The sequence below is a fragment of the Gordonia sesuvii genome (assembly GCF_036350415.1).
GTDB lineage: Bacteria > Actinomycetota > Actinomycetes > Mycobacteriales > Mycobacteriaceae > Gordonia > Gordonia sesuvii.
The window spans coordinates 163415-181004 of sequence record NZ_JAZDUF010000002.1 but is presented as its reverse complement, the minus strand read 5'-3'; the positions used below and the strand labels follow the sequence as shown (position 1 = coordinate 181004).

11 protein-coding genes are annotated in these 17590 nt (G+C 67.2%); 6 read left to right on the top strand and 5 right to left on the bottom strand.

Annotated features, from left to right (window positions below; translation table 11 throughout):
• Nucleotides 1-16: 16 nt before the first annotated feature.
• Nucleotides 17-1093, bottom strand: a complete 1077-nt coding sequence (locus VZC37_RS07705) for an AraC family transcriptional regulator (RefSeq protein WP_330432473.1) — start codon at nt 1091-1093, stop codon at nt 17-19.
• 311 nt (nt 1094-1404) lie between these two features.
• On the opposite strand from VZC37_RS07705, the gene VZC37_RS07700 reads away from it, so the two are divergent.
• Nucleotides 1405-2820, top strand: coding sequence for an aldehyde dehydrogenase family protein (locus tag VZC37_RS07700; RefSeq protein ID WP_330431891.1), 1416 nt, complete (start codon nt 1405-1407; stop codon nt 2818-2820).
• Between the two features lie 144 nt (nt 2821-2964).
• Nucleotides 2965-4578 carry a fatty-acid--CoA ligase FadD5 gene (gene fadD5, locus VZC37_RS07695; RefSeq protein ID WP_330431890.1) on the top strand — a complete coding sequence of 538 codons (1614 nt, stop codon included), beginning with the start codon at nt 2965-2967 and terminating at the stop codon, nt 4576-4578.
• A 196-nt stretch (nt 4579-4774) separates the two neighbouring features.
• Here the strand turns inward: fadD5 and VZC37_RS07690 are convergent, their stop codons facing one another.
• A complete protein-coding gene (locus tag VZC37_RS07690) occupies nt 4775-5626 on the bottom strand; it encodes a 3-hydroxybutyryl-CoA dehydrogenase (RefSeq protein ID WP_330431889.1) in 852 nt (283 codons plus the stop codon).
• Between the two features lie 701 nt (nt 5627-6327).
• On the opposite strand from VZC37_RS07690, the gene VZC37_RS07685 reads away from it, so the two are divergent.
• The 3 genes from VZC37_RS07685 to VZC37_RS07675 all read left to right on the top strand — a co-directional run bounded on the left by VZC37_RS07685 (nt 6328) and on the right by VZC37_RS07675 (nt 12794).
• Nucleotides 6328-11820 (top strand): ATP-binding protein, encoded by a 5493-nt coding sequence (locus VZC37_RS07685; RefSeq protein ID WP_330431888.1) that lies wholly within the window; start codon nt 6328-6330, stop codon nt 11818-11820.
• A 143-nt stretch (nt 11821-11963) separates the two neighbouring features.
• Complete coding sequence (locus VZC37_RS07680) at nt 11964-12305, top strand: ArsR/SmtB family transcription factor (RefSeq protein ID WP_330431887.1); 342 nt, start codon at nt 11964-11966, stop codon at nt 12303-12305.
• A 3-nt stretch (nt 12306-12308) separates the two neighbouring features.
• Complete coding sequence (locus VZC37_RS07675; protein ID WP_330431886.1) at nt 12309-12794, top strand: SRPBCC family protein; 486 nt, start codon at nt 12309-12311, stop codon at nt 12792-12794.
• Between the two features lie 2 nt (nt 12795-12796).
• Here the strand turns inward: VZC37_RS07675 and VZC37_RS07670 are convergent, their stop codons facing one another.
• Nucleotides 12797-13795, bottom strand: a complete 999-nt coding sequence (locus VZC37_RS07670; RefSeq protein WP_330431885.1) for a HEAT repeat domain-containing protein — start codon at nt 13793-13795, stop codon at nt 12797-12799.
• A gap of 9 nt (nt 13796-13804) precedes the next feature.
• Nucleotides 13805-14449 (bottom strand): HEAT repeat domain-containing protein, encoded by a 645-nt coding sequence (locus tag VZC37_RS07665; protein WP_330431884.1) that lies wholly within the window; start codon nt 14447-14449, stop codon nt 13805-13807.
• A 96-nt stretch (nt 14450-14545) separates the two neighbouring features.
• On the opposite strand from VZC37_RS07665, the gene VZC37_RS07660 reads away from it, so the two are divergent.
• Nucleotides 14546-16000, top strand: coding sequence for an NAD(P)-binding protein (locus tag VZC37_RS07660; RefSeq protein WP_330431883.1), 1455 nt, complete (start codon nt 14546-14548; stop codon nt 15998-16000).
• A 57-nt stretch (nt 16001-16057) separates the two neighbouring features.
• On the opposite strand, the gene VZC37_RS07655 is transcribed toward VZC37_RS07660, so the two are convergent.
• Nucleotides 16058-17359, bottom strand: coding sequence for a DUF7373 family lipoprotein (locus tag VZC37_RS07655; RefSeq protein ID WP_330431882.1), 1302 nt, complete (start codon nt 17357-17359; stop codon nt 16058-16060).
• Nucleotides 17360-17590 lie beyond the last annotated feature (231 nt).

The following is a 17590-nucleotide window of genomic DNA, read 5'->3' as shown; positions in this document are numbered from 1 at the left end:
CGGACGCCGATGACTGTCACGCCTGCGACGCCGAGCCCGCCCAGCGCCGCATGGCCCGCGAGAAGCTCGACCAATCCCGGTACCCGAGCCTCTCGGCGATCTGTGTCCGCGGCAGCGTCGTGTCGCGCATCAGATCGTGGGCGAGTCCGCGCCGCACGTCGTCATGGATTGCACGGTAGGAGGTGCCCTCGCGGGTGAGGGACCGGCGCAGAGTACGTGCCGAGTAGTGCAGGTCGGCTGCACACTCCTCAAGGGTGCAGTCCAAGGACGGACGGTCGATCAGGTATGCGCGCACGCGACCGGCGATTCCGTTGGCGTGCAATCGTTCCGCGCGCAGTCGCTCGCACTGTTCGATGAACACGGCGGCGGTGTGGGGGTTCGCCATCGGAAGCCGGAGATCCAGATACGAGCGATCGAAGATCAATTCGCTGCGCGCGCAGCCGAAACCGACCGGGACCTCGAAGACATCCTGGTAGGCCATCCGTGCGGCCGCACCGTCGACTCGATGGCTGAAGCGCACCTCCCGGAGCGGCGTCACCCCGGTGCCGGCGAACAGCTCCCGCTGCATCTGCACACTGGCAGCCAGGTCCCGCTCGATGACAAAGGACGCCAGGTCGCCGGGGACGCCGTCGGTGCGGGCGACCAGCGACCAGGAGTCGTCGCCGACGAGTTCCCCGGTCATCGTCGCGAAGGCGAACGTCAGCGGGGAATACCTCAGGCCGCACCGCACCATGTCGGTGACGACCTCGCAGGCCTGCAACAGATACCCGTAGTAGCCGTAGGAGGTGAGGTGATACTCGCGACCGATCTCGGCGCCGGTTCCCGGATGATGACTGAAGGCCGCGAGCAGATTGCGGATGACCACGATCTCCTGTTGCGCCTCGATCAGAATGGTCGCATCCCGCAGCGAGTCGGGGGTCAGGCCACTGCCGCGCAGCAACTGGGCAGGCGCGCATCCGCGTTCCTGCGCCCAATCGCAGATGATCGCGACGCCCGCGGTGGTCCGAGGGTGGTCCCAGGGATCCGGCATCCTCGCGAACACGATGTCGTCGGGATCGGAGTCATACCGTCCCCCGTCCGCGTCGACGGTCATCGTCACGCCGTGATCCTCTCCTCGCGCGAGCCCTACTTGTGATCAGTATCACGACGATCCGCTTGGACGGCAATCACCCGCCGCCGCCACCTGCAGTTTTGGGACAGCCGACCCACACGTCGGTGGCCGCAATTGTCGGGCTTCTGGCCCCGGATGGCATGTCGCCACCCCGATGTCCGACCATACGCTCGACCGTGACTGACGTGACAGGCATCACAGTTGGGCAGTCAGCTCGATGAAACCACTCGAGCCGGGGTGGAACCGACCGCACCGAGCGCGATGGCCTACGACGACTACCGAGGAGTCTCACCATGCGGACACACAAGGATCACTTCATCAACGGCCAATGGGTCCCGTCCACGGGCAGTTCATTGCTGCCGGTCACCAATCCAGCGACCGACGAGATCATCGCCGAGGTGGCCGCCGGTTCCGCCGACGATGTCGATCGCGCGGTGGCCGCCGCGCGGGCCGCCTTCGACGGGTGGGCGGCGACGCCGACGGCCGAGCGCGCGCAGTTCCTCGGCGCCATCGCCCAGGGCCTCACCGAACGGGCGGACGAACTGGCGGATCTGATCTCCAGCGAGATGGGGTCGCCGTTGTCGTTCGCCCGCGCCGCACAGGTGCCGCTGCCGATCAACAGCTTCGCCAAGGCCTCGGCCATCCTGTCCGAGTTCGAGTTCGAACAGGAGTACCGAGGCTCCACGATCGTCCGAGAGCCCTACGGCGTCATCGGGGCGATCACGCCGTGGAACTATCCGCTGCACCAGATCGCCCTGAAGGCGGCATACGGAATGGCGGCCGGGAACACGGTCGTGGTCAAGCCAAGTGAGGTCACTCCGCTCAACGCCATCGTCCTGGCCGAGATCGTCGAGGCCGCCGGGCTTCCGCCAGGTGTGTTCAATGTGGTGTTCGGCACCGGTCCCGACGTGGGTGAGGCCATCGCGTCGCATCGCGACATCGACCTGGTCAGCTTCACCGGATCCACCCGCGCCGGGCGACGGGTGAGTGAACTCGCCTCGGGAACCATCAAGCGTGTCTCCCTCGAGCTGGGGGGCAAGAGCCCCAACGTGCTGCTCGACGACGCCGACCTGTCGGCCGCGGTCCCCGCCGCGGTCCAGGCCGCGATGCTCAACTCCGGCCAGACCTGTTCAGCGCTGACCCGTCTGCTCGTGCCACGGTCAAGGCTCACCGAGGTCGAGAACATCGCCAAAGCCGTCGTCGAGTCGATCCCGGTCGGCGACCCCACCGACGAGTCCACCGTGCTCGGACCGTTGTCGTCGCGAAACCAGCAGGAGCGGGTGCTCGGATTCATCCGCAAGGGCATCGACGAGGGGGCGCGTGTCGTCACCGGCGGGCAGACCGAGCCCGGAGCGGGCGACGGCGCCTTCGTGCAGCCGACCATCTTCTCCGACGTGACGCGCGAGATGACCATCCATCGCGAAGAGATCTTCGGTCCGGTGCTCGCCATCGAGCCGTACGACACCGAGGACGAGGCGATCGAGATCGCCAATGACACCATCTATGGCCTCGCGGGTGGCGTGTGGTCGGGTTCGACCGAGCGCGCTCAGCAGGTCGCACGCAAGATCCGTGCCGGCCAGATCGCGGTCAACGACGCTGGAATGAATCTCGATGCGCCGTTCGGCGGATACAAGCAGTCCGGGATCGGCCGTGAGGCAGGGCAATTCGGACTCGAGGAGTTTCTGGAGGTGAAATCGATCCAGGGCTGAGGACGGCGAGCCGTCCGGCTCCGCGAATCGACGATTCGTCTCCGAACGATGAGCTCTGCGACCTAGTGTGTGGTCGAGGCCACATCTGCTCGGGCGTCTCGGACGGCCCGGTCATGACCGACAGCGACAGGGGAGAGGGACGCTATGACAGCCACCGCGAACGGAACGACGACCGATCTGACCACCGAGCCGATGCGTTCGCGCCGGAACCACTGGAACAACCAGATACGTCGACATGCGTTCATGACTCCGGACGCGGTCGCCGTGAGGTACCTCGACAAGTCGACCACGTGGCGCGAACTCGATGAACGGACGCACGCGTTCGCCGCCGCGCTGCATCGGCGAGGCGTCGGTTTCGGCGATCGAATCCTGATGGCGATGCTCAACCGCACCGAGTACATCGAGGCGGTACTCGCCGCCAATCTGATCGGTGCCATCCCGGTTCCGGTCAACATCAGGATGAGTCCGGCCGAGGTCGCCTTCCTGCTCGATGACAGCGGGGCAACGGTGGTCGTCACGGAGTCGATGCTCGCGCCGTTGGTGGACGCGGCGGCTGCATCGACCTCGGGGGTGGCGGCGACCATCGTGGTCGACCGTGCCGGCGACGACTCCCGTCACCTCGACTACGAAACCCTGCTGGCCGAGGATCCGTCCGACCTTCCGGAGATCGACGTTCCCGAGGACACGGTGGCGCTCATCATGTACACGTCGGGGACCACCGGAAAACCCAAGGGCGCCATGCTGACCCATCAGAATCTGCAGGCACAGGCGGTCACCATCATCGCGACCGCGGGGGAAGCCGGCGACGACGATGTCGCCTCGATCGTGCCGCCGATCTTTCACATCGCGGGTGTCGCGGCCTTCGCGCCGGTCTTTTACCGGGGCGTTCGGTCGGTGATCCATCCGCTCGGCGCGTTCGATCCCGACGACATGCTCGACACCCTCGAGCGGGAGGGCACGACATCGGTGTTCATGGTGCCGGCGCAATGGCAGGCCGTGTGTGCGGCGCAGAAGGCGCGTCCGCGCGACCTGAAACTGCGGACGATCAGCTGGGGTGCGGCTCCGGCGTCGGACAGCGTCCTCAACGCCATGAACGACAACTTTCCGGCGGCGCTCAACCTGACCGCATTCGGCCAGACGGAGATGTCGCCGGTCACGTGCATCCTCGAGGGCAAGGACGCGATCCGCAAGATCGGTTCGGTCGGCAAGGTGGTCCCGGCGGTGACCGCACGCATCGTGGACCCGATGATGAACGATGTGAAGCGCGGCGAGGTCGGCGAGATCGTTTACCGCGGACCGAATCTGATGAAGGGCTATTGGCAGAACCCGCAGGGGACGGCCGATGCCTTCCGCGGCGGGTGGTTTCATTCCGGCGACCTGGTGCGCGAGGACGAGGAGGGATTCCTCTACGTGGTGGACCGGGCCAAGGACATGATCATCTCCGGGGGAGAGAACGTCTACTGCGCCGAGGTGGAGAACGTTCTGTTCGGACACGACAAGATCACCGAGGCCGCGGTGATCGGACGGGCCGACGACAAGTGGGGCGAGATCCCGGTCGCGGTCGTCGTCCTCGCCGCGGGCGTCGATGATCTGACGCTGGCCGAACTCGAGCCGTACCTGAACGAGAATCTCGCCCGCTTCAAGCAACCCAAGGATCTCGTCATCGTCGACGAGTTGCCCCGCAACGCGGGCGGAAAGGTGGTCAAGCCCGCGCTGCGTGACGCGTACGGCAGCAAGGACGCGGGCCTGGCGCACTGATCGTGGTTCCTCGGGGGCGGCCCTTCGTGACGGCCTCCGCAAGCTCCGGCCTCCTCAGGGACCGGGGTGGTTCCGGCCTCCGGGAGCGTGGCGGCCCTTCGTGACGGCCTCCGCAAGCTCCGGCCTCCTCAGGGACCGGGTTTGACGTCGCCCCGATCCCTGAGGAGCGAGCTTGCGAGCGTCATGAAGGGGCGGGCTACTTCGCGTAGTCGTAGAACCCCTTACCGGTCTTCTTGCCGAGGTATCCGGCCTCCACCATCCGCTGCAGAAGCGGTGGCGGCGCCAGGTGCGGCTCGCGGAACTCCTGATACAACGACTCCGCGACGTCGAGGACAACGTCGAGTCCGACGGTGTCGGACAGCGTCAGCGGGCCCATGGGGTGGGCGCAGCCGTTGATCATGCCGGTGTCGATGTCCTCCTTGGTCGCGTAGCCGCTCTCGAACATGCGGATGGCGCTGACCAGATACGGGATCAGCAGGGCATTGACCACGAAACCGCCGCGGTCGCCCGCCTGGATGGTCTTCTTGCCGAGATGGTCACGCGCGTAGGTGGTGACGGTCTCGATGGCCTCCGGCGAGCTCGCGAGGCTGGCGATGATCTCCACCAACGGCATCACCGGAACCGGGTTGAAGAAGTGCACACCGACGACCCGTGACGGATCCGCCACATCCTTGGCGACCCGGATGATCGGGATCGACGACGTGTTGGTCGCCAGGATCGCCTCGGGTGCGGTGACCTTGTCGAGTTCGGCGAAGAATCCGACCTTCAGCGATTCGATCTCGGGCAGTGCCTCGATGACGAGTTCGCGATCGCCGAAGTCCTTGACCGCGGTCGTCAGGCGAAGTCGAGACAGCGCCTGCTGCGCGTCATCCTCGGTGATCTTCGCCTTCGACACGCCGCGTGCCAGCGACTTCTCGATGCGCTGACGTGCGGCGTCGGCCGCGGCATCGTCGCGTTCGAGGACGAGGACGTCGTCACCGGCGCGGATCGCGATCTCGGCGATTCCGGCTCCCATGGTGCCGCCGCCGACCACTCCCAGCTGTGTCATGCATTCTCTCCAGATCTCGAGGATGGGTCGTGGCCAGGATAGAGCCGGTCGGCGTGGTCGCGATTCGGTGGTCGACGAGCACGCGGTCGCGGTGTCTCAGAGGCACCCGGACACCCCCGGAGAGCAGATGTGAGCAATTCCTCACCTTTTGCCGGGCTACGCGTGCAGACGACGCGCGACGTCGTCGCCGATGGTCCATCCGCAGCTGCGCTCACCGATCGATGTGTACCGGAGTCTGCACCCTGCACAGACCTGCGAGGGCGTCGTGCCGGGTCGCTGCACATGTCGACCGGCGAGTGCACGGAAATGGGCCCACGCCTGTGCTTTCACCGCAACCACCGCGACCGAACGAACGCGTTGGCGAGGGACCCGATCCTCGAACCCCTCCCGGAATCGGGGAACCGATCATCTGGCCTCCGCCCCGACGAATCCGTCGGTGGCACGTCCCCGACGGGGCCGCGGACCCGACCAGTCGCGACTCGGCTACGGCCGATTCGCCCGGATTCATGCCACGCGGACGATCGGACCGTACTCGCGCGTAGGAAAACGATTCGCAACAATCGAGCGGTGTCCGTCGCCGACGCCCCCGAAAGCCGTCGGCCGGACCCGCCCGACCTGGCACTTGTCATGACCCACTCGGCGGGGAGCGCGAACGACCGCGCGGACCGACCGACAGGCACACACAGAGAAGGGAGTCGGCGATGTTCACTCGCATTGCCATCGTGAACCGAGGCGAGTCCGCGATGCGACTCATCCACGCCGTCCGGGACCTGTCCGCCGAGACGGGACAGCCGATCGAGGTGATCGCGCTGCACACCGACGTCGACCGCAACGCCACCTTCGTCCGTGCGGCCGACATCACCTACGACCTGGGTCCGGCTGCGTCCCGTCCCTACCTGAACCTCAAGGTCCTCGAGCGCGCACTACTCGAGACCGGCGCCGAGGCAGCCTGGGTGGGGTGGGGCTTCGTCGCCGAGGATCCCCTCTTCGCCGAACTCTGTGAACGCATCGGCGTCACCTTCGTGGGGCCGTCGCCGGAGGCGATGCGCAAACTCGGCGACAAGATCGGCGCAAAACTGATTGCCGAAGAGGTCGGTGTCCCGGTGGCCGCGTGGAGCCGCGGCGGTGTCGACACCCTCGAGGAAGCCGTGGCCGCGGCTGCCGAGATCGGTTACCCGCTGATGCTGAAGGCGACCGCAGGCGGTGGTGGTCGAGGTATCCGGAAGGTCGCGAGCGACGCCGATCTGCGCGACGCCTACACCCGCACGCGCGACGAGGCCGAGCGCGCCTTCGGCAGCGGCGTGGTGTTCCTGGAACGACTGGTCACCGGAGCCCGGCACGTCGAGGTGCAGGTGATCGCCGACGGTCAGGGCACTGCGTGGGCGTTGGGTGTGCGCGACTGCTCGGTGCAGCGCCGCAACCAGAAGATCATCGAGGAGTCGGCGTCACCGGTTCTTCCGGCCGACCAGGTCGCCAACCTGAAGGCATCTGCCGAACGGCTCGCCGTCGCGGTGGGCTACCGGGGCGCGGCCACCGTGGAGTTCCTGTATCACCCCGGTGAGAACCTGTTGGCCTTCCTCGAGGTCAACACCCGCCTGCAGGTCGAGCACCCCATCACCGAGACCACGACCGGGTTCGACCTGGTGCGCGCGCAGTTGCACGTCGCATCCGGCGGCCGACTCGAAGGTGAGCCGCCGCAGGAACGGGGCCACGCCATCGAGGCCCGCCTCAACGCCGAGGACCCGGACCGCGACTTCGCGCCGGCGCCGGGACGCATCGCGCTCCTGGAACTGCCCGCCGGGCCCGGCATCCGGGTCGACACCGGTGTCAGCGAGGGCGACACCATCCCGGCCGACTTCGATTCGATGATCGCCAAGATCATCGCCTACGGCCGTGACCGCGACGAGGCGCTCGGCCGACTGCGCCGCGCGATGCGTGAGACCCGGGTGATCATCGCCGGCGGTGCCACCAACAAGAGCTTCGTCCTGGAACTGCTGAGCAGGCCGGAGGTCATCGACGGCAGCGCCGACACCGGCTGGATCGACCGCGTCCGCGCCGAGGGTGGCCTGGTCGCCAATCGGCACTCCGCCATCGCCCTGGCCGCCGCCGCGATCGACGCCTACGAGGAAGAAGAGCACGTCGAACGGCAGCGGCTGCTGTCCACCGCATCCGGCGGTCGCCCGCAGGTCCAGCACCAGAGTGGCCGACCACTCGACCTCAAGCTCCGCGGTGCGGGCTACCGGGTCCGCGTGGCCCGCATCGGCGCGCACCGCTTCCGTGTGGCGATCGAGGCCGGCGCCGAGACCCACACCGCCGACGTCGACCTCGAACGGTTCGACACGCACAGCGCGCAGATGGTGGTCAACCATGTGCGCTACCGGCTGGTCACCGACACCCACGGACCGATCCACCTCGTCGACGTCGACGGCGTGACGCATCGGGTGAGCCGCGACGAAGGCGGCGTGCTGCGGTCGCCGGCACCCGCACTGGTCGTCGCGACGCCGCTCGAGGTGGGCGCCGAGGTCGAGGCCGGGGCGCCTGTCCTCGTCCTCGAGAGCATGAAGATGGAGACGGTGCTGCGAGCTCCGGTCCGCTCGCGGCTGAAGGAGTGCTCGGTGTCGGTCGGCACCCAGGTCGAGACCGGTGCGCCGCTACTGCGACTCGAACCCCTTGCCGACGACGACGAAGCGGACGCGGCCGAGGACGTGGCGGAGGCCGTCGACCTCGAATTGCCCGCCGAGCGGACCGATGTGGAGGCGCACGAGCGCACCACCCGGACCCAGGAGGATCTGCGCAGCCAACTCCTGGGCTACGACGTGGATCTGCACGACCGCACCCGCCTGCTCGACGACTACCTCGCCGTGCGGCACGCCGCTCTCGAGAGTGGACGACGGCCGCTCGCCGACGAGCTGGAACTGATCACCGTGTTCGCCGACATCGCCGAGCTCAGCCAGAATCGGCCGTCGGGGGAGGTCCTCGGGGTCGAGCACGTCCACAGTGCCCGCGAGAACTTCCACACCTACCTGCAGAGCCTGGATGTGGAGCGCGACGGTCTTCCCGAGACCTTCCACACGCAGCTGGGTCGGGCTCTCGGCCATTACGGCGTTGCCGAACTGGACCGTAGCCCCGAACTGGAAGCGGCCGTCTTCCGGATTTTCTTGGCCCTGCAGAATCCGGCCGACTCGGTCAGTGTGATCAGCACGCTGCTGCGCGAGTGGCTGCGCGAGCCGACACCGCGGGAGGAGCTGCGCGACACCGTCGGCAGCTCGCTCGACGGGCTGGTGGCCGCGACCCAGGTCCGTTTCCCCGCCATCGCCGACCTCGCACGCGGCGTCATCTACGCCTGGTACGGCCAACCCCTGCTGCGGCGCGACCGTGCCCGGGTCTACAACAATGTCCGCAAGCAGCTGCGTTACCTCGACGAGAATCCCGACGCGTCCGACCGTTCCGACCGGATCGCGGAGATGGTCCGCAGTACCGAACCCCTGGTACGTCTGCTCGGGCAACGGATCGTGCGCGGCAACCTCGACAACTCGGTGATGCTCGAGGTGCTGACCCGCCGCTACTACGGGAACAAGGGGCTGCGCGACATCCGGATTCAGCCTGCCGGTGGCGCGAGCTTCGTCGTCGCCGAACGCGGTGGCGCGAATCTGGTGTCGGCCGCGGTGAGCTTCGACGATCTGCCCGCCACGATGGGCGGACTCGCCGAGCTCGCGCGGGAGACCGCGTCGGTCGATGCGGACCTCTACCTCAGCTGGGAGCAGCAGCCCGCGGACTTCGATGCGATGGCCGGCAAGCTGCACGAGATCATCACCGCCACGTCGATGCCCGGACAGGTGCACCGGATCACCGTGACCGTCGCCGGCAGCGGTGACGCGCGCATGCACAATCACTTCACGTTCCGACCGTCGGCGACGGGCATGTCCGAGGAACGTCTGATCCGCGGATTGCATCCCTACATCGCCCAGCGCATGCAGATGGAACGGCTGCGGAAGTTCGACCTCACCCAGCTGCCGTCGTCCGACGACGAGGAGGTGTACCTCTTCCGTTGTGTCGCCAAGGAGAATCCGTCCGACGAGCGACTCATCGCGTTCGCCCAGGTCCGCGACCTCAGCGCGATGCGTGAGCACGACGGCCGGCTGCTGACCCTGCCGACCGCGGAGACAACTCTGGCGTCGTGTGTCGATTCGATCCGTCGCGCACAGCGCAGCTCGAACCGGACGTCGTCGACAAACCGCATCGTGATGTACGTGTGGCCACCGATCGACGCTCTCGACGACGACCTCAACACCATCGCCGACTACTTCCGTGGCGCGGCGACCGGCGTGGGCCTCGAGGAGGTCCTGCTCATCGCGCGACGACGCGAACCCGGCAGTCGTGAGCTGACCAAAGTCGCGGTGCGCTTCTCGGTCAACGCCACCGGCGGCTTCGACGTCGCCGTGGGCGAACCGTCGGACGAGCCCATCGAACCCGTCGACGAGTACCGGCAGAAGGTGCTCCGCGCCGCCCGCCGAAACACCGTGTACCCGTACGAGCTGGCCACGCTGCTCGGCGAGTTCTCCGAGTACGACCTCGACGCGGAACAGCGTCTGGTGCCGGTGAATCGGGCCCGCGGCCGCAACACGGCGGCGATGGTCGCCGGAGTGGTCACCACCCCGACCGAGAAGTACCCGGAAGGCCTGACGCGGGTCGTGCTGCTCGGTGACCCGACCAAGTCCCTCGGTGCGTTGTCGGAACCCGAGTGCGCGCGGGTGATCGCCGCCCTCGATCTCGCCGAGCAGATGCAGGTGCCACTCGAGTGGTACGCGCTCTCGTCGGGGGCCCGGATCTCGATGGACTCCGGAACCGAGAACATGGACTGGGTGGCCCGGGCGCTCAAACGGGTGGTCGAGTACACGCAGGCGGGTGGTGAGATCAACATCGTCGTGGCCGGCATCAACGTCGGCGCGCAGCCGTACTGGAACGCCGAGGCGACGATGCTGATGCACACCAAGGGCATCCTCGTGATGACCCCGGATTCCGCGATGGTCTTGACCGGTAAGCAGTCACTGGACTTCTCCGGCGGCGTGTCCGCCGAGGACAACTTCGGCATCGGCGGCTATGACCGCGTGATGGGCCCCAACGGCCAGGCGCAGTACTGGGCGCCGAATCTGGGTGCGGCGCGCGATGTCCTGATGTCGCACTACGACCACACATATGTGGCGCCGGGGGAGCAGTCCCCGCGTCGGGCCGCGACCAGCGACCCCTCCGACCGGGACGTCTCCGAATTCCCGCACGTGTTGGCGGGCAGCGACTTCAGTACCGTCGGCGACATCTTCTCGTCGGCGAGCAACCCGGATCGCAAGAAGCCCTTCGACATCCGCACGGTGATGCGTGCGCTGGCCGACCAGGATCACACTGTGCTCGAGCGGTGGGCCGGCATGGCCGACGCGGAGACGGCCGTCGTCTGCGACGTCCATCTCGGCGGTATCCCGGTGTGCCTGCTGGGGATCGAGTCGCGCGAGGTCGCGCGACGCGGCTACAAGCCGACCGACGGACCGGACACCTACACCGCGGGAACGCTTTTCCCGCAGTCGTCGAAGAAAGCTGCGCGCGCGATCAACGTGGCCAGCGGCAACCGCCCGCTGGTGGTGCTCGCGAACCTGTCCGGGTTCGACGGCTCACCCGAATCGATGCGCAAACTGCAGTTGGAGTACGGCGCGGAGATCGGCCGCGCCATCGTCAATTTCCGTGGGCCCATCGTGTTCTGCGTGATCTCGCGCTACCACGGCGGGGCGTTCGTGGTCTTCTCGAAGGCGCTGAACCCCAACATGACGGTGCTCGCGATCGACGGATCGTTCGCCTCCGTGCTCGGTGGTGCACCGGCAGCGGCCGTCGTCTTCGCCGGTGAGGTCGCCAAGCGTGTGGGCGCCGACCCGCGCGTCCGGGAACTGGAGACCCGCGCCGCCGGCGCGTCGGGCACCGACCGGTCGGCGCTCAACGCCGAGCTGGCCGACGTCCGCCAGTCTGTCCGCGCCGAGAAGATCAGTGAGATCGCCGCCGAGTTCGACTCGGTGCACAGCATCCGTCGCGCGGTCGAGGTCGGTTCGGTCGACGCGGTGATCCAAGCTGCCGAACTACGCCCCCGCATCATCGGCGCGATCGAGAGCAGCTCCAACTGGTCGGACCGCGGAGCTCAGGCCGCCATGTCCTGACGCTCGAGGAACTCCCCGGAAACCGGGGTCCCTACATCACGCCGTCTGCCGGGCCGGAGGATTCGTCCTCCGGCCCGGCAGACGTTTTTCGCTACACCGACACGAGGTATTGACATACAACCGATTGGTTGTATGTTTGTGGTGTGGCCGACGCGGACGAGGACAGAGCAGACGCCCTCTTCCACGCGCTCTCCGATCGCACGCGGCGCGACATTCTGCGTCGTGTGCTTGCCGGTGAGCATTCGGTCTCGGTGCTCGCGGCGAAGTACGAGATGAGCTTTGCCGCGGTGCAGAAGCACGTCGCCGTGCTCGAACGGGCCGGCCTGCTGATCAAAAGGCGTAGTGGCCGTGAGCAGTTGGCCTCGGGCGACGTGGCTGCGGTGCAAGCGGTATCAGACCTGCTGGCGGAGTTCGAGCAGGTCTGGCGCGGCCGCATCGCACGTATCGACGAACTGATAGCAACCGAACCGTCACCGGAGGACTGAGCCATGCCTGTCACCAATGTTTCCCATGACATCGACGCCCGCACCATCACCATCGCCGCCGAGTTCGCCGCCCCGGTCGACCGGATCTGGCAGGTGTACGCGGATCCCCGCCAGCTCGAGAAGATCTGGGGCCCGCCGACCTTTCCCGCGACCGTGGTCGAACACAGCCTCAAGCCCGGCGGGCGGATCACCTACTACATGACCGGACCCGAGGGCGAGAAGTACGCCGGATACTGGGAGGTGGACACCGTCGATGAGCCGAACGAGTTCACCTTCCGTGACGGTTTCGCCGACGAGGACTTCAAACCTGTTGAGTCGCTGCCGGTGTCAACGAACACCTACAGCTTCCGCGAGGAAGGCGGCCGCACGATCGCGACCTATGTGAGCATCTACGAGACCGCTGAAGGTCTGCAGAAGGTGCTGGAGATGGGTGTCGAGGAAGGTGCGTCCGAATCGATCAACCAGATCGACGGGCTGGTGGCCGGATAGCGTCAGGTCGACGTTGGTCGGCCGTCGAGGATGACCCCGGCCGTCGCGGCCACAGTCGGATCGGCGTCCTCGAGCAGTCGGCTCAACATCGGGTCGGCCCGCGGGACCGGGAATTCGGCGAGCGCCTGGGTGATGCGCAGTCGGACGGCGGGATCGGGGGTCGTGTCGTACCGCTCCTGCAGCGTCGCGACGATGTCCGCCGAGGTCTGCTCGGCCAATCGGCCGAGGGCCTCGGCGGCCTCGATGTCGCGTCGCCCGTCGACCACCATCGCCACCAGCCGGGGGATCGCGTCGACCGTACCGGTGTGCGCGAGCACCACCGCCGACCGGTCGCTCACCTCGTCGTCGGGGTCATCGAGCGCTCGCCGCAGCAGAGCCGTCACATCCGGATGGTCGATGGCGACGATCGCGGCGACCGCTCGACGGCGGATCGCCACATCGTTGTCGACGAGCCCCTGTGCGAGACCCGGCAATCCCTCGCCTCCGGCCCGTGCAATCGCCCAACGTAGGGCGCCGGCGACATTCGGATCATCTTCCGACAACACCGCTCTCACGAGTTCCGCGATCGCGGGGCTGGTCTCCCCGGTGGGGGAGAGCACGGCCTGTTGCCTGCGTGCTCCCGATTCGGACTCCAACGCGCGCGCCTGCGTGACCACCCGGACGACGTCGGTCCAGTCCGCCGGCGCGGCAAGTTCCACCCGTTCGAGACGGCGCAGCAGCTCCTGCTCGGACGCGATGCGCTCACGCGTACGCCGGATCACCTCGGTCACCAGTGCATCGGGCGAGAACCGTGGTTGCCCAAGGGCTTCGGCGACCTCCTCGAGTGACAGCCCGAGCGTTCGGAGACTCTCCACGTGGAAGAGCCTCCGAACGTCGTCCGCCGAGTATTCCCGGTACCCACCGGATGTCCGGCCGGTGGGCGTCACCAGCCCGAGTCGGTCGTAGTGCCGCAGCATGCGGGCACTGACGCCGCACCGTCGGGCCACCTCCCCGATCAGCATCGGTGACGCTCACACATCGACACCCACCGAAGCACGACGCGCCATCTCGACCGAGAGATCGAACGCGGCATCCGGATCACTCAACAACCGCTCGGTGGCAGCCGCGTGCGCCCCGACCCGCGGATCCGCGTGGTGCACATACACGTCCACCACTGGATGGGCCGAATCACCGAGCTCGACCATCGCGCGTGCCAGGCTGAGTCGCACCTGCGCATCACCGCGGCCGAACTCCGCGGCGAGGTCGGCCGCCAGATCCGATGCGTCGGCGGGATCGACGAGAGCCACCGCAGCACGCCATGCGGCACGTGCCACGTCGTCGTCGGGGTCATGGATCGACATCGCCACGCGAGAGAACGCTCGTCGTTCCCCGATCTTGGACAACGTGTGCAGCGCCTGGCTGCGGGCCTGTGGATGGGCCGACTCCAGCTCGGTGAGCAGCGCCGGGACGGTGATGTCGGCCGACGCCCGGCACAACGCCCAGGTCAACATGTCGCGCACGAAGAAATCCGGTTCCGTGCCACACCTCTCGATGAGCACCGGGACGAGCCGCTCGTCCGCAGCGGTTCCCGCGGCCAGTGCGGCCCGGAGCCGCTGCGACGCGTCGGTGGCGCCCAGCGCGGTGATCAGTGCAGTGCTGCGATCGTTCGTGGTCATGACGATCACCTCCTTCACCGACCATGAAACAGCTTGTCACGATGACAAGGTCAAGTGCGGCCCGAACGCGCACGAGGTCCGGTTACCATACGACCCATGTCAGCCGCTCTTGCGACGGGAGAGCGAATCATGGCGACCGGCTCGCTGACCACCGACTATCTCGTCGTGGGTGCCGGCGCGATGGGCATGGCATTCACCGACGCCCTGATCGACCACGCCGACGTCCACGTGACGCTCGTGGACCGTCGGCCAACCGCGGGTGGCCACTGGCTCGATGCGTATCCGTTCGTCCAACTGCACCAGGCGTCGGTGTTCTACGGCGTCGGCTCGACGGTGCTGGGCGACGGTACCGTGCAGCGAACCGGTCCCGAGCAAGGGTTCGGGGAGCGCGCTCGCCGGCCCGAGATCGCGGCCTACTTCGACGACATCCTCTGGCGCCGATTCGTGGGCTCCGGACGTGTCACTTTTCTGGGCACGAGCGAGTACCGGTTCGACGGCGAGAACCACCTGGTTGAATCGCGGGTGTCCGGACGGATCCGCCCGGTCACGGTGAGACGCAAGGTCGTCGACGCCACCTACCTGTCGCCGACCATCCCTGCGACGACCCCGGCTCCGTTCGCGGTCGCCGACGAGGTCCCGGTGATTCCGGTGCACGAGCTCGCATCCCTGCGTGAGGCACCTGACCACTTCGTCATCGTCGGGGCCGGAAAGACCGCCACCGACGCGATCATCTGGCTGCTGACGCGCGCCGTGGATCCCAACCGCATCCTCTGGGTTCGTCCACGCGAACCCTGGATGTTGAATCGGGCTGTGGTACAACCCGATCCGCTGGTAGCCCTCCAGCTCGCGACCGACACGATGGCAGCGGCCACACAGGCCGGAACCATCGACGATGTGTTCGCCTCCCTCGAGGACGTCGGGGTGATGATGCGAATCGACCCGACCGCGTTCCCGACCATGGCCAAGGCACCCACCCTCGGCGCCTGGGAACTCGAACACCTCCGGACAATCGACCGAGTTGTCCGTCTGGGCCACATCGAGCGGATCGACCAGCGCGAGATCGTCCTACAACAGGGGAGGGTCGCGCTTCCACCCGGAGCGCTTGTCGTGCACTGCGCCGCATCCGGCCTGCGCTACCCACCGCTCGTGCCGATCTGGGGCGACGGTCCCATCCGCCTGCAGACCATCCGGGCGGGCTTTCCCTGTTTCAATGCAGCGCTGGCCGGATACGTCGAGGCCACCCGCGACGACGACCGTGAACGCAATCGCCTGTGCCCGCCCAACCGACTGTCGGACACGCCGCGCGAGTGGCTACACATGCAGGCACGTAGTGCCCGTGCGACCCGCGCGTTCGGCGCCGAACCCGACATCGCGGCCTGGGCGAACGACTGTGCGCTCAATCCGGCGCGGATCCGACCCGAACTCCGCGACAGCGCGGCGGTGCAGGCGGCGCACCAACGCCTGTCGGAAGTCGCGCAACCAGGTCTCGCCCGGTTGACCGAGCTCGCGGCGAGCGCGACCTCGGCGGCGGGCGCCGACCACACCCGCTGAATACTCCGACCCGAAGCCGGCCGCGGTGTCAACCCGCCGCGAGAAACCCGGTGGTCGTCACGCGTCCTGATCGGCCTTGGTCAGGATGACGTACTGTGCCGAGATCTGTTGGTAGGCATCGGTGATGTCGTCTGACCGAACGTATCCGACGTAGCGGCCTTCCTGGACGTGGCAGGAGTACATGGTGTCTTGGCCGACGCTTTTGCTGCATTCAGCGGTGGCGAGTCCGGGTGGCGGGTCGATGGGGGTACTGGTATCCCCGGGTCCAGCGTCGGCTTCCATGATGGCCGTCGCCCCGTCCGGGGTTGCGGCGCGATACACGATGGACCGTTCGACGGCGTTGGCGGTCGAGCCGGTCTCGGTGAGCACCGTGAAGGTGGTCTTGGGATCGGTGCTGGTGTGCGCTCGTCCACGCGGGCCGTACACCGCCCGCAGCTGGTGACCGGGGCCGAATGTGCCGCCGGTCTGGAGTTCCTCGTCGGTCATCGGCAGCGCATAGATCAACACGCGGTCCTGGTCGACGTACGGTCGGACGGAGCCGGTGATCCCGCGTTCGGCGGCCTCGGCCTTGGTCGGGGTGGCGGGGAACTGATCGATCAACGTGCGTTGCAGGCTCAACGCCTTGCGGAGTGTCGGTTCGAGCAGGTCCTCCTGCTCGGGCGTGGTCTCCACCCACTGGTACAGGACGTACGAGTTGTGCGGGGTGAACGCGAGCATCTGCTCGTTGCCGCCGACACTTGTTCGCTTCACGATCGCTGTCGGCTCACCCGGCAGCCCGGTCAGCTCCGTCTTGTCACGGGTGGCGAGCGCATCGGCCATCTGCCGGGCGGCCATCCGCGCGTGATTCGCGTCCGCGTAGCGCACCACCATGTTGTTGAGACTGCGTGCCGTGCCCGCTCGAAGGTGAGAGTCCGGTGTGGAGGCGGTCGTCGTGTAGCCGCCGAGCAGGAACTCGTTGGCGGGTACGTCGACGGCCTCCGGCCCGAGGATCATGGTGAAGTTCTTGCGCGAGGCGATGGTCTGGGTGGGCATCTTCTGGTTGGTGAGGTCCCCGTCCACCTCGAAGGGCACCACGATGAACTGGGCCATTCGTTGGGCCTCGACCTGCACGATCTCGGCGTCGGTGGCACGGCCGAACGGCTCTCGTGGTTCCGTCGGGTAGCTACCGGTGTCCAACGCGGCCAGGTCGATCGCTGCCTGCGTCTCACCGGCCGCCGACGGACTGGGCTGCGGATTGCCGTTGGTGGTACATCCGGTCGCCACGGCAGTCGCGGCGACCACGACTCCGAGGACGCGAAGAGCCGAACGAGACACGTCGAGTCGAGACGTGATGGATCGAGACTGAGTGGATCGAGACATGACTGTGCTTCCCTCTCACTGCACGCAGCGGCGCGTGCACCCCCTGGTGTGCTTCCGCGGCAGACGTTCCCTGGTCAGAGATTGGTTGCAGCGGAACGCGTGAAAGTTCCCCGACCGGGCACATTCACGATGTTTGCGACGCAGTGCAGGGTAATGCACAGGTGGTCGTCGCTGGTGATCGGGGTCTCAGTACACTGCCGATCTGATAGGACCGCGATCGGGCACCACACT

Coding starts and splice junctions, on each gene's coding strand:
- VZC37_RS07705 (WP_330432473.1), bottom strand. CDS start 1,093: ATGACCGTCGACGCGGACGGGGGACGGTATGACTCCGATCCCGACGAC.
- VZC37_RS07670 (WP_330431885.1), bottom strand. CDS start 13,795: ATGCTGATCGGGGAGGTGGCCCGACGGTGCGGCGTCAGTGCCCGCATG.
- fadD5 (WP_330431890.1), top strand. CDS start 2,965: ATGACAGCCACCGCGAACGGAACGACGACCGATCTGACCACCGAGCCG.
- VZC37_RS07690 (WP_330431889.1), bottom strand. CDS start 5,626: ATGACACAGCTGGGAGTGGTCGGCGGCGGCACCATGGGAGCCGGAATC.
- VZC37_RS07685 (WP_330431888.1), top strand. CDS start 6,328: ATGTTCACTCGCATTGCCATCGTGAACCGAGGCGAGTCCGCGATGCGA.
- VZC37_RS07655 (WP_330431882.1), bottom strand. CDS start 17,359: ATGTCTCGATCCACTCAGTCTCGATCCATCACGTCTCGACTCGACGTG.
- VZC37_RS07665 (WP_330431884.1), bottom strand. CDS start 14,449: ATGACCACGAACGATCGCAGCACTGCACTGATCACCGCGCTGGGCGCC.
- VZC37_RS07675 (WP_330431886.1), top strand. CDS start 12,309: ATGCCTGTCACCAATGTTTCCCATGACATCGACGCCCGCACCATCACC.
- VZC37_RS07660 (WP_330431883.1), top strand. CDS start 14,546: ATGTCAGCCGCTCTTGCGACGGGAGAGCGAATCATGGCGACCGGCTCG.
- VZC37_RS07700 (WP_330431891.1), top strand. CDS start 1,405: ATGCGGACACACAAGGATCACTTCATCAACGGCCAATGGGTCCCGTCC.